At 65.3% G+C, this 13,413-nt stretch carries 8 protein-coding genes; 4 read left to right on the top strand and 4 right to left on the bottom strand.

The features are described from left to right. Nucleotides 1–27 precede the first annotated feature (27 nt). Nucleotides 28–3,111, bottom strand: coding sequence for a TonB-dependent receptor (locus SOM18_RS17770; RefSeq protein ID WP_081874071.1), 3,084 nt, complete (start codon nt 3,109–3,111; stop codon nt 28–30). A 409-nt stretch (nt 3,112–3,520) separates the two neighbouring features. Between SOM18_RS17770 and SOM18_RS17775 the strand changes: the two genes are divergently transcribed. Next, the gene (locus tag SOM18_RS17775) at nt 3,521–5,869 is read left to right on the top strand and encodes a GH92 family glycosyl hydrolase (RefSeq protein ID WP_152555358.1); all 2,349 of its coding nucleotides are present in this window, start codon (nt 3,521–3,523) and stop codon (nt 5,867–5,869) included. Here the strand turns inward: SOM18_RS17775 and rsgA are convergent. The 3 genes from rsgA to SOM18_RS17790 form a co-directional block, all read right to left on the bottom strand. After that, complete coding sequence (gene rsgA / locus SOM18_RS17780) at nt 5,866–6,864, bottom strand: ribosome small subunit-dependent GTPase A (protein WP_031439192.1); 999 nt, start codon at nt 6,862–6,864, stop codon at nt 5,866–5,868. The genes SOM18_RS17775 and rsgA overlap by 4 nt on opposite strands. A 195-nt stretch (nt 6,865–7,059) precedes the next feature. Continuing rightward, entirely contained in the window at nt 7,060–7,752 is a 693-nt protein-coding gene (locus SOM18_RS17785) for a VIT1/CCC1 transporter family protein (protein ID WP_037532987.1), read from the bottom strand. Beyond that, nucleotides 7,749–8,285: a DUF3833 family protein gene (locus SOM18_RS17790; RefSeq protein WP_052149385.1), complete on the bottom strand. Its 537-nt coding sequence runs from the start codon at nt 8,283–8,285 to the stop codon at nt 7,749–7,751. Before SOM18_RS17790 ends, SOM18_RS17785 begins: the two co-directional genes overlap by 4 nt. Nucleotides 8,286–8,532: 247 nt before the next feature. Here SOM18_RS17790 and SOM18_RS17795 point away from each other — a divergent pair, with 247 nt between their 5' ends. From SOM18_RS17795 to SOM18_RS17805, 3 genes are all read left to right on the top strand, one after another. Next, a complete protein-coding gene (locus tag SOM18_RS17795) occupies nt 8,533–9,030 on the top strand; it encodes an RNA polymerase sigma factor (protein ID WP_037532990.1) in 498 nt (165 codons plus the stop codon). Then, the gene (locus SOM18_RS17800; RefSeq protein WP_320482105.1) at nt 9,030–10,052 is read left to right on the top strand and encodes a FecR family protein; all 1,023 of its coding nucleotides are present in this window, start codon (nt 9,030–9,032) and stop codon (nt 10,050–10,052) included. Before SOM18_RS17795 ends, SOM18_RS17800 begins: the two co-directional genes overlap by 1 nt. Before the next feature lie 139 nt (nt 10,053–10,191). Next, on the top strand, nt 10,192–13,410 hold the full coding sequence (locus SOM18_RS17805) for a TonB-dependent receptor (protein WP_031439197.1): 3,219 nt from the start codon (nt 10,192–10,194) through the stop codon (nt 13,408–13,410). Nucleotides 13,411–13,413: the final 3 nt, after the last annotated feature.

Raw genomic sequence — 13,413 nt, forward strand, 5'->3', positions numbered from 1 at the left:
GGGGAGAGGAAGGTTTTGGCCCCGCCATCAGAAGTTGAACGACACGCCGACATAGGCGCGGCGCCCGAAGTAATTCCGATAGACGAAGCGATCCTTGGTATCGTTGCCGAGATGCTGGCTCTCTTCCGACTTGGTCAGGTTGATGATCGAGGCGGTGATGTTGAGCCGGTCGGTCAGCGCATAGGCGGCGTTGAGATCGACCTGTTCATACGGGCTGGTATAGACGTTCAGCCCCGACTGAAGCCCGCCGACGACCTCGCCGCGGCGGTTGTACGATGCGCGGACCAGCACCTTGCCATGTTCGTAGAAGACCGAGGCGTTCATCTGCGTCTTCGCGCTCCCGACCAGCGCGGACGAGCCGACCGACTGGCCGTCGAGCGTCACGTCGGCGACCGACGTGTCGTTATAGGTGAAGTTGACCTGCGCACCCAGCCCGAAGGACAAAGTGTGCTGCGCATAGAGCTCGACACCCTGCGACCGCGCGTTCGATCCGTTCGCGACCGTCGAATAGGGCTGGATCAGCACCTGCTCGCCCGCCACCTCGCGCGTGACGTTCAGCACCAGCGGCACGACGAAATCGGACACGTCCTTGCGGAACAGCGTCGCGCCCAGCACCGAGCCGCGATGGAAATACCATTCGATGCCGGCGTCATACTGCCATGCCGAGAACGGGTTGAGTTCCGAATTGCCGCCGCTGCCCGACCAGCCCTCGAATTCGCCGAACTGACCGCGGTCGAACGCATATTGCGGCGAGCGATAGGTCAGCGACCGTTCGGACCCGAGATTGGCGAAGGACGGCCGTGAAATCACCTTGGCGACCGCACCGCGGACGAGCAGGTCCGGGGTGATCTCGTACGAGATGTTGAAGCTCGGCAGCCAGTCCGTGTAGGTCTTGGTCTGGTCGGCCCGCGTGTTGACGATCGTCTCGCGGACACTCAGCGGCAGGACCTGGCAATTGCCGTCCGCGCCCAGCGGGCGGTTCGGATCGAACGACCCGTTCGGCCCGTTGACGCAATAGTCGTTCAGATACTGGAGCCGGTCGGACGTGTTGCCCGATTGACGCGTATTGGCCATGCGCACACCGATATTGCCGCGCAGACCGCCGGTGCCAAAGTTCGCCTGCGCATACCCCGCGAACACGCGCTCACCCAAATCATAGACGAAGTCGCGCTCGTTGACGCGGACCGCGTCGCCATAGGTCGCGTTCAGATAGCTGAGATACTTGTCGAAATTGATCCCCGGCACGACGTTGGCGTTGAACCCGCCGTTGATGTTGCCGATCGGATTTTCATAGAAGAATTCGGGCCGCGCGACCGCGCCGGCCGCGGTATCCTGATAGCGGATCTCGTTGGCCGCATCGGCATACCATTCATTGCGTCCGGTCTCGCGGTGGATGCTCAGGTCACGCCATTTGCCGCCGATCTGCACCGACTTCAGGAACCCGTCGAACCGGCGCGTCAGGTCGAGCTGGAGATACCGCTGCGCCAGATCGCTGTTCGTGAAGCTCGAATTGGTCGATCCGACGTCGATCTGCGCGATGCCGTTGCGGATGTTCTGCTGCAATTCGGGCGAGAAGGTGAAATCGGCGATGCCGTTCGAAATGTCCCAGTTGCTGACCAGATTGCCGTTCTGCTCCTGGCCGGGGATCGTCAGCCGCGGCTTCGAAGCGACGCTGAACCGCGCCGACGGGCCGCCGCTCGACTTGGTCTTCCCGAGTTTCAGCACCGCGTCGAACCGGTCCTGGCTGTACTTCACTTCGGTTTCGAACGTGTTCGAGACCTGCTTTTCGCGGCTGTACGTGCCGCCGATCTGCGGCGTCTCCATCGTGCACGGGGTCGCTCGCGCGAGACAGCCCGTCCCCGCTGCCGGGACCGCGAAATTGGCCGACTGGAAGATCGTCCCGCTCTTGTCGAGCGTCGCGCCGGTGAAGAAGTCGTTATAGCCCCATTCGGGGATCTTCAAATTATTGGCAGTATAGTCGCTGCTATAGCCGAAGCGGAAATAGTTCGAGGTGACCGTGACGTTCTCGAACGGACGGAACTGCGCGGTCGCCTGGATGCCATAGCGTTCGCGTTCCTGGTCGAACACCTGCGCATTGACCGACTGCGGCGCCCAATAGCCCGAATAATGCGTGCCGTCGCGCGCGGTCGTGCCCTGCCCCGGCCAATAGGAGATCGCGTCGTCATTGGCGAAGGGCTTGCCGTTGACGTCGGTCGCGGGCGTCAGGACATTGCCCTGCGCGTCTCGGTCGCTCCACCACAGCCAGCTTTCCGAGCTGCTGCGCAGTTCGCGGTTGGTCCGCTTCTGCCACACGCCGCCGACGAGCAGGCCGAACGTCTCGTCCTCGTTCTTCCACGACAGCTGGCCGCCGAGCTGCGGCTCGAACTTCTCGGTGGTGTCCGAATAGGTGCCCTCGGTCGAGACGAAGCCCGACCAGGCCGGGACGTCGAACGGCTTGCGCGTGTTGAGGATGATCGTGCCGCCGACACCGCCTTCTTCCAGCCGTGCCTCGGGCGACTTGTAGACCTCGGTGCTGGCGATGAAGCTCGATGGCAGCAGGACATAGTTGAACGACCGCTGTGGATCGCCGCTGTCCGCGCCGGCCAGGAAGTTGCCGTTGAGCAGCGTCAGCGTCAGGTCGGACTGGAGCCCGCGGATGCTGACCCGCGCGCCTTCGCCGCCGTCGCGCGTGATGACCACGCCCGGCACGCGCTGCAGCGCGTCGGCGACGTTCTTGTCGGGGAACTTGCCGATATCCTCGGCGGTGATGACGTCGACGAACGCGTTGGCTTCGCGCTTCTGGTTCAGGCTCTTCTCGATCGAGCGGCGATAGCCGGTGACGACGATATCCTGCTCACCCGCAACGGCCGACGCGGTGTCCGCCGTCTGGCCCGAGGGCGCGGTCGCCGTCGATGCGGGCGTTGCCGCGTCGGGCGTTCCGGTCGTGTCGCCGGTCTGCGGTGTCGTGGCGGCTGCGGGCAATGGCGGCGCCGCCTCCTGCGCACGCGCCGTCCCGGCCAGTGCCGCGCTCAGGCTTGCGCCCGCGAGCAGAAACCGCAGCGCGCGGCGGCGATGCGACGGAACGGCATATATTGTCTTGGTTGCGCTCATCAGACTTCCCCTTTTCGGCGTGCGGGACGTCCTTGCCCCCTCACGTCTCCCTGCCGATCGCGTGCCTGCCCCCGTATTCGGGTGGGACGTCCGGTTCATCGGATCGTCACGGTACGTCGTCTTTGCTTGCCTATTTGCCAATTATAAAAGTAAATTGTCAAATGGATTATGCGGAGCAGATTTATGCCGTTTCGGTCTCAACATTCGCAACATTCGCCGCGGCTCGGAACTTGGCCGAACCGGCACTAATCCTGCCGGGCGGTTCGTCGGCGGCGCGCCGTCTTGCCAAATCGCGCCGCAAACTGAATGCTGTCGTCTTCAACTCGGCCGGTATCAGCACCCGGCCTTGCCGCTCCGGCCCCAGACTCCGGAGCCCCTTCCCCTCCCAGACCGGGTGACCGCCATGCCAATGCTCAAGCGTCTCTGCCTCGCCGGATCGGCGCTCGCCCTGCTCGCCGTGTGCCCCGCCCCCGCCCTCGCCCAGACCGCGCCGCGACCGAGCGACTCGGTCGATCCGCTGATCGGCACCGGTGGCGAGGGGCATACCTTCCCCGGCGCCGTCGCGCCGTTCGGCATGGTGCAGCTCTCGCCGGACACCGACACCTCCTGCGTCCTCCGCGACTGCTATCCGCACGCCGCGGGCTATCGCTACGACGACCCGACGATCGTCGGCTTCAGCCACACCCATTTCTCCGGCGCCGGCCATTCGGATCTCGGCGACGTGCTGGTGATGCCGGTCGCCGGCGACGACGTGCCGATGGACCCGGGAACCCCCGCCGCCCCCGGCTATCGCTCGCGCTTCTCGCACGCCACCGAAACCGCGAAGCCCGGCTATTACGCCGTCACGCTCGCCGATCGCGGCATCCGCGCCGAAATGACGGCCGGCACCAGGGTCGGCGTGCACCGCTACAGCTTTCCCGCGGGCAAGGCCGCGCATCTCGTTCTCGACCTCCGATCGTCACTCTACAATTATCCCGGCAAGATCCTGTGGTCGGGGCTGCACCTGCGCGACGACGGCGTCCTGACCGGCTTTCGCGAAACCCGCGGATGGGCACCCGGGCGCAAACTCTTTTTCGCGATGCGCTTCTCCGCCCCCCTGACGGGCCACGCACTCGTCAACCGCGAGACCGCCATTCCCTATAAGGGTTTCCAGGGGCCGGGCCGCGACAGCGATGCGCTCGCGGAAAAGCTCGGCCAGGCGCTCGAGGCGCGTCTCGATTTCGGCGTCCTGACGAAACCGCTCGAGGTGAAGGTCGGGATCTCAGGCGTCGACGAAGCCGGCGCGCTCGCCAATCTCGACGGTGAAGCGGGCGGCTTCGACGATATCCGTGCGCAGACGCAGGCTGCCTGGGACACCGCGCTCGGCGCCGTCACGTTCGAGGCCGAGGCACCGATGCGCCGCATCTTCGCCACCGCCCTCTACCACAGCCTGCTCGCGCCCAGCATCTGGAGCGACCGCGACGGCCGCTATCGCGGGCCCGACGACCAGATCCACCAGGCGACCGATTTCACGGTCCGATCGACCTTCTCGCTCTGGGACACGTTCCGCGCGGAACACCCGCTGCTCACGCTGATCCAGCCGGAGAGGACGAACACCGACATCGTCCGCTCGCTGCTCGCCAGCCAGTCGCACAGCCCCGACGGCATCCTCCCGGTCTGGCAGTTCGCCGGGCGCGAGACGTGGACGATGATCGGCTATCACGCCGTTCCCGTCATCGCCGATGCCTATATGAAGGGCATTGGCGGCTTCGATGCCAATGCGGCGCTGGACGCGATGGTCGCGAGCGCCGACCATGCCAGCTACGGGGGGCTCGGCGAGTATATCGCGCGGGGCTATGTGCCGATCGACAAGGAACCCGAAGCCGCCTCCAAGACCGTCGAATATGCCTATGACGACTGGACCATCGCGCGGATGGCGCGGAAACTCGGCCGGTCGGACATCGCCGCGCGCTTCGAAAAGCGGGCAGGCAACTGGCGCAACAGCTTCGACGCGTCGTCGGGCTGGCTCCGCGCGCGCAAGACCGACGGCCAGTTCCGCACCCCCTTCGACCCGACCGCGATCAACTACGGCTCCGACTATACGGAGGGCAATGCGTGGCAATATAGCTGGTTCGTACCGCAGGATCAGGCGGGGCTCTTCCGGCTACTGGGCGGTGACGCCAGGACGATCCGGAAGCTCGACGCGATGTTCGATTTCGACCTGTCGAAGATCGACTACAGCCACGCCGAGGATATTGCCGGGCTGATCGGCCAGTATATCCACGGCAACGAGCCGAGCCATCACGTCGCCTATCTCTACAGCTATGCCGGGGCGCCCTGGCGGACGCAGGAGCGGCTGGGGCAGATCGTCGCCAGCCAATATGCCGACACGCCGGCGGGATTGAGCGGCAACGACGATCTCGGACAGATGTCCGCCTGGCTCGTGTTCACCGCGCTAGGCTTCTACCCGGTCGCACCGGGCGCGAACGAGTATGTCATCGGCCGCCCCTTCCTGCCAAAGGCGACACTGATGTTGCCCGGCGGCAAGCAGTTCGTGATCAGCACGGACAACCTCTCGACCGCCAATCGCTACGTCCAGTCCGTCACCCTGAACGGCCGGCCCCTCACCCGCACTTATCTTCGCGACGACGAGATCCGGCAGGGCGGCGACTTGCGGTTCGTGATGAGCGCCCGGCCGAACCGGCAATGGGGGAAGAGCGCATCGTCACGCCCGTTCTCGACCTCGACCGCGGCTTCGAGCCCCCCGACGCGGCGCTAGCGGGGGCGCCGTCGGGACGTGCGTGCGGTGGCGGCGGTCTCGCCCGCTTCCAGCGCACGCCAGCGCGCAAAGCGTTCGGGCGTCAAAATGCCTGCGTCGATCGCCGCGCGCACCGCACAGCCCGGCTCTCCGCCATGCGCGCAGTTCGAAAACCGGCAATCCTGCGCGGCGAGGGTAAAGTCGTCGAACACTTCAGCGATGCCCGCGGCCGCGTCGGACAATTGTAATTCGCGCATGCCCGGCAAATCGAGCAGCCAGCCGCCCTGGTCGAGCCGGTGCATCTGGCGCACCGTGGTCGTATGCCGCCCCGTCCCGTCATGTTCGCGGATCGCCTGGGTGGCGATACTGGCGGATCCGCGCAACGTATTGACGAGCGTGGACTTGCCGACGCCCGACGACCCCAGAAAGGCGACGGTCTTGCCGATACCGCACCAGGCGGCGAGCCGCGCCACAGCGTCAGGTTCGCGGCCGTCGACGGTCTCGACGATCAGCCCGGGCTCGATCGCGCGAACCGCGTCCACATAGGTCTCCGGCGTGTCCGTCAGGTCGATCTTGGTGAGGATCACGACCGCATCGACCCCGACCTCGCGTGCCAGCACCAGATAGCGCTCCAGCCGCGCGACGCTGAAATCCTGGTTGCACGACGCGACGAGGAAGACCGTGTCGACATTCGCGGCGATCATCTGCTCACCGCGCGGATCACCCGGCGCACGGCGCTTGAACAGGTTCTTTCGACCGAGCACACGCAGCGCCTGCGCCCTGTCCGCGCTGGTCAGCAGCCAGTCGCCCACGGTCGGGTGATCGTCCGACGGCGTGGCACCGGCGATATAGGGCGACAGGTCGCCGGCCCAGCCCGCCCCTGTCACGGCGATCTGGCCGCGGTGGACGGCCATGACCCTGGCGGGATGACAATAGGCGGCTTCGGCGGCCGAGATCTGGCTCTCGAAATGTGCGTCCCAGCCAAGCTGTTCCAGGGTCTGATCAGCAGAATCCATAAGGGTGCAGCAGCATCTTTCCTTGCGGGCCGATCGCCGGCCCTTCCGTCTACGATCCGGTCGTATACGCCGATAGGAGGCGGTTACCAGTCGCACCCACGATCAAAAACGCCGCTATTGGCGCCCTTTCGTCAAAGCCGCCGCGCGCACTTTCACGCGAGCCGCGGAAATCCGCACCCGGATTGGGGCCAGGTATCAAACCGCGCGACCCACGAGATGCCCGATCGCGGCCGTCGCGGCCATCGCCGCCGCACCCCAGAACAGGACGCGAAGCGCCGGGCGCCACGGGCTTGCGCCGCCTGTTCGCGCCCCGACGATGCCCAGCAGCGCGAGGAAGACCAGAGTCGCTGCCGTCACCGCTAGCAGCCGGTGTGGCGCAGGCGTCAGGATGGCCACCAGCAGCGGCGGTATCGCGCCGACGACGAAGCTGACAGCGGACGCGAATGCCGCCTGGAGCGGGCGGGCCATGACGATTTCGGAGATGCCAAGTTCGTCACGGGCATGCGCGCCGAGCGCATCATGCGCCATCAATTGCCGCGCGACCTCGCTCGCGATCGTCGCATCGAGACCGCGCGCCACGTAGATCTGCGCGAGCTCGTAATGCTCATGCGCCCAGTCGCTGGCGAGTTCGCCATGCTCGCGCGCCAGATCGGCAGCCTCGCTGTCAGCCTGCGAACTGACCGACACATATTCGCCCGCGGCCATCGACATCGCCCCCGCGACCATCGCCGCCGCGCCGGCTACGAACACGGCGCCGGTCGTTGCGCCCGATGCGGCAACGCCCGCGATTAGGCTCGCGGTCGACACCATCCCGTCATTTGCGCCGAGCACCGCGGCACGAAGCCAGCCGCTCCGCGATACAAGATGACGTTCGCTATGCGCGCTCATGGCAGTATCCTGATGGTTTCGCCGAGTGTCGCCACCGTCATGCCGAGCTTGCGGACGATCAGCCGATTCTGCGCGACCCGGGCATCGGGCGACAGCGTCAGCCACTGATCGACCATCATGCCCCCGCGCATACGAAAGGCCAGATGCAGGCGATTGCCGACCGCCTCGCCCGTCACCGGTCCGGACGCGTCAGTCAGCGTGCCCGTGTAGCGCCCGTGCCCGAGCGGAACGATCCGCCATTGCCGATCGCGCGGCGGCTTGCCCTGCTGCTCGATATGCTGATCCAGGATCAAGGTGCCGTCGGGAGCGACGCGACCGACGCTCGCGACATGCGTCCGGACCGGCGCCCGAAATGCGATCTTGAGCACGCCCGTGCCGTCCAGCCGCCCGGCGAAGAACCGTTCGGCGACAAAGGCCGGTTGCGCGGCGATCGACGCGGTGCTCGGCCCACCCGCGCAGGCGCACGGCAGCAACGCAAGCGGCACTGCAACGAAAGTCGTCAGACGGGGAACCGGGATCATCCTCTGCTTCATCGCCATCCTCGTCGTCGCATGCGCCGCAGGGCTCTCAGTCCGCGTTCGAGCTCTCGCGCCAGGACGTTGCGTTCGGCCGTTCTCGCCGAGCTGGCAATATGTATCTACCCACCCCGCCCGCGGTACGCGCTCCTGATCGTGGATTTGCCTGACGAACCCCACCGACCAAAGCGCTCGTTTAAACTGTGCACATTGCGCGCCTGCCCGTCTATCTAGCATGATGAAGCATAGGCCTCCGGCCGGCGCGATGCCGGGACGCGATCTTTCGGCGGTCATGGAACGCATGCGGCCGGCGCTCATGGCGTTCTTCGTCCGTCGTCTCAGTGATCCCGTGCAGGCGGAAGATCTGATCCAGGATCTTTTCATCCGCATGGCGACGATGAGGGGGCCGGCCACCGACAATCCCGAAGGCTATATTTTCCAAGCAGCCGCCAACCTGTTGCGCGATCAATATCGACGTGATGCGACCAGGTACCGATATCAGCAATCACGAGCGACCGATGCTGACCTTGGCGTCGATCCGATCGACGCCGAGCGGTTGCTGTCCGCGCGGCAGAGCGTCGGGTGCGTCGCGCGCACGCTGGGCGGCCTGCCTGACCGGACTCGCCAAATTTTCATTCTCTACCGGTTGGAGGGCATGCAGCGTAAGGCGATCGCCGATGCGTTCGGCATTTCCGTGAGCGCGGTCGAGAAGCATATCGCCAATGCAATGCGTGCGCTGCTTGCCGCCATGGGAGACTCGTAATGACCGCGCCGCAATCCGATGCGGACACCGTCATCGACTGGTGCCTGCGGTTGTCCGACGGGCCCTTGTCCCCGAAGGAGCGCACCGACCTGCACGTGTGGTTGGCCGATGACCCCCGCCGAGGCGAGCATCTGGGCGCAGCGCTTGCCGCCTGGGACGCGGTTGAGGAAAATGCCGACGCTCCCGAGATGCTCGCGCTACGCCGCGAAGCGCTCGGTGCCGTACATCGCGCGGGGCAGCGTCGCTGGCTCCGGACGCCGATGGTGTCCCGACCTGTGGCTTGGGCGATCGCGGCTGTGCTGCTGCTTGCGCTGTCGCTGGGCTCGCTGGCGTGGCGCCACGGCGGCCGCGACGAATATCGCACCGCGATTGGCGAACGGCGCGTCATCGCGCTGGCCGATGGCTCGCGTCTGTCGCTCGACGCCGACAGCATGGTCACGGTCGCTTTCAGCCCGCAACGCCGCGACATCGTCCTTGAGAAGGGCCGCGCGCGCTTCAAGGTCGCAAAGGATCCGCTGCGCCCGTTCGCCGTACGCAGCGGGCGAAACGTGGTGATCGCGACCGGGACCGAGTTTTCGGTTGAAAGGCTCAGCCGCGAAGTCCGGGTCGCGCTGTTCGAGGGTCGCGTCGCGGTGTTGCGTGATACCCCCCAAGGGCAGATGAACGAGGTCGTCCGGCTGGGTGGGCACCGGCTGACCGCAGAGCGCGCGCTGACCCCGGGGCATGAGATCGGCCTGCCGGTATCGGGGTTCGTCGGATCCGTGAGCTCATCGATCGGAAACGACGGCTGGGGCGCGGAGCAGGTGAGTTTTACGTCGGAGACACTCGTCGCCGCCGCCGAACGCATGAACCGCTATGCCCAGCGCCGCCGGATCATCGTTGATCCGGGTGCCGCGGACATTCGCGTCAGCGGGGTCTTCAACAATGGCGACGTCGATGCCTTTGCCGAGGCAATTGCCACAACCTTCCCGGTTGATGCCGCTGTTAACGGCGAGACGATCCGCTTGAGCCGCAGTCGCTGAAACCAAGATAAAACGAAATTATAAGATAATTTTCGTAATGAAGTGAGTGTTCGACACCCTCGCACGTCACAAAAGTATAACAGAGGAAGAGGGGCGATCGATGATGTTAAGGGACCGACGAATTCTCGGCGTAAGCTGCGTGGCAATCGCGACGGTCATGGCGGTCTCTCCGGCACAGGCGCAGCGGGTGGTTCGCGTCGACATCAAGGCCCAGCCACTCGGCCCGGCGCTGCGGTTGCTCGGCCGCCAGATGCACGTGCAGATGGTGTTCGACGAAACCCTCCTCGCCGACCGCGTATCCCCGACGATCAGCGGATCGATGACGCCGGACGTGGCGATCGACCGGCTCTTGCAAGGCAGTGGTCTCGTCACGTCGCGAACGGGACAGGGCGTCTATGTGATCGCACGCCCCGCCGCGCTGACGCGCGTGGCGATGACGGGGTCTCAGTCACAGGTTTTGCCGCAACGCCCGGCGAACCAGCCCGACACGGAACAGGACGACACGACGGGTCCGACGCCGCCTGGTGGCGACATCGTCGTGACGGGCTCGCGCATCCGGTCGAAAAACCTCGTCGAAACCGCACCGGTGACCAGCGTCAGCCAGGCGGACATCAAGCTGCAGGCAGCCTTCAGTGTCCAGGAGGTGCTGAACCGCGTTCCGGCAATCAAGAACAACGACACCAATTTATCGAACGGCAACGGGCGCCAGCAGTTCGATTTCCACGGGCTCGGGACCAACCGGACGCTAACCCTGATCGACGGTCAGCGGATCGGTGTCACCGAGGGCATCGATGCGTCCGTCGTACCGGTCGGATTGATCGAGCGCGTCGATCTGCTGACCGGCGGCGCCTCTGCCGTCTATGGCTCGGACGCTATCGGCGGCGTGGTGAACTTCATCCTCCGCAAGGATTTCGAGGGCGTCAACGCGAACGTCAATTACGGCTTCTACAACGCCGACAACCGCGACAACATCGCGGCGCAGGCCGCGCGTGACGCAGGCTTCGCCGTGCCCAGCGGCATGGCTAATGATGGCGGCCGGTTCGACGCCAATATCAGCATGGGCAAAAATTTCGCCGGCGGTCGCGGCAACATCTCGCTGTTCGGGGCCTATAGCCAGGTCGAGCCTGTCCTTGCGTCGTCGCGGTCGTTTTCCGTCTGCCCGATCACCTTGTCGGGGCAGTCGGTCGTCTGCGCCTCACCATCCTCGGCAACGCCGGCTGGCTATTTCCAGGCGCTGTCCGGGCCGGCGCAGAATGGCTCCGTTCTCACGAACGCGGCGGGTGGCGATCGCGAGTTCGTCCCGTTCACGGGGGCCAACGGCTACAACTACAACGACAGCTTCTATTTCCAGCGCGAGAACAAGCGATACAACGGCGCCGTCTTCCTCAACTACGAGGTTTCCCCCGCGCTGCAGCTCTACGCAAACGGGCTCTATCTAAGGTCCGAGTCGCGGAGCCAGTCGGATCCGGCCACGATCCAGCCCGGCTCGATCCCCTATGACATCAACTGCGACAACCCGCTTCTATCGCAGCAGCAGGCAGGCGCGTTGTGCGGTACTGCCGCGGGGACGGCGACGAACGTCCGCACCGATGTCCGCTACCGTTTTACTGACGCGCAGTCGACGCTGTCTTCCAACGAGATCTATCGCGCGGTGGCGGGGTTTCGCGGCGATCTGGGCAGCGCATGGCATTACGACGTAGGCGGCGTCTATTCGACCACGCTCTACCGCCAGCAACAACTCGGCCGCATCGACCCCGCCAAGGTCGCCACCGCACTGCAGGTGGTCGACGTCAACGGCACGCCGACCTGCGCCGCAGTGGTCAGCGGATCCGACCCGAGCTGCGTCCCGCTCGACATTTTCTCGACCAACGGGCCCAGCGCCGCGGCCGTCGACTATCTGTCGTTCGCGCAGGGCGGCGGCGTGTTCCGCGAGCGGTATGAACAATGGGTGGGAAATGCCAACGTCACCGGCGACCTCGGCGAATATGGCATCAGAAGCCCGTTTTCGACCAAAGGCATCAACATCGCGGTTGGCGGGGAATATCGGTCGAGCGGCTATCGTTCCCGCCCCGACGCCGCCTATCAGGCTGCGTTCGGGTCGACGCCCTCGACATTGTCCAACAACGCGGTCGACCTCTACGGTGAGGTCAACGTGCCGCTGGTCAGCGATCGCCCCCTGATCCGCGACCTGAGTATCGGCGCCGCGATCCGTGGATCGAAATATTCCGGGGTCGAACGGGTGCGGTCGACGTACAAGATCGACGGCAGCTGGCGGCCGATCGAGGATCTGCTCTTCCGGGCGAGCTACAACAAGGCAACCCGCGCACCGAGCATCTACGAACTCTCGTCGAACGCCAACGCCAGTTACGGCGTGCTCGACACGAACACGCTGGGCGATCCGTGCGCAGGGACGAGCCCCGTTGCGAGCCGCGAGGTCTGCGCGAGCACCGGCGTGACCGCCGCCCAATATGGCGCGATCCAGCAATGTCCGGACTTCCTGTGCACTGTCCGCAACGGTTCCGAAGGTCTGGTGACGCCCGAAGTCGCCCACACCTACACCTACGGCCTCGTCCTGACGCCCCGCATGTTGCGCGGTTTTTCCGCGACCGCCGATTATTACAGCATCGAGATCCAGAACGGCATCGGCTATTACCGCGCGATCGACTTCCTGCAGACCTGCGCGAACACCGGCTATGATTTCTTCTGCGGACAGCTCAAGCGCAACGCTGACGGGACGCTGTTCAGCAACGCCGGAGCAGCAACGGGCTATATCAACCAGGGATACAGCAACCTTGGCCGAACGAATGCCCGCGGGTTCAACTTCTCTGCCAATTACGACACGCGGATGGGCAACTGGGCGCGGTTCTCCACCAGCTATGTCGCGACGCTGCAGACCGCCAAGGGCGGTGATCTCGGCCTCCCCGACACCGACTTCAACGTGGTCGGGCTGTTCGGGCCCTATGCCGGGCAGGGCTATCGCCGGTATCAGCACAATTTCCGGTTTACGCTCAGCTCGCCCGAAGCTGCGCAGACTCAGGCGCTGGTCTCGGTCAACTGGAGGCATAATTCGGGGCTGAAGAACTCGCGCCTTGATGGAAATCCGATCTTCGGCGAGGACGATCCGAGCGTGCCGGACGCATATAAGTATCTGCCCGCCTATGACGTGTTCGACCTGAGCGGGAGCGTCACCGTATCGCGGGCGTTGACGCTGCGACTGGTCGTCAACAACGTGCTCAACAGGGCGGCGCCGGTTCGTCCCAGCCCCCCGCTCGAGGCGGCGGAGCGCGTCAACACCTCGCCTTCGGTCTATGATGCGCTCGGCCGGTCTATCAACATCGGGGCGACCCTGGATTTCTAGGGC

Source organism: Sphingomonas sp. CFBP9019 (assembly GCF_034045155.1).
Taxonomy (GTDB): domain Bacteria; phylum Pseudomonadota; class Alphaproteobacteria; order Sphingomonadales; family Sphingomonadaceae; genus Sphingomonas; species Sphingomonas aerolata.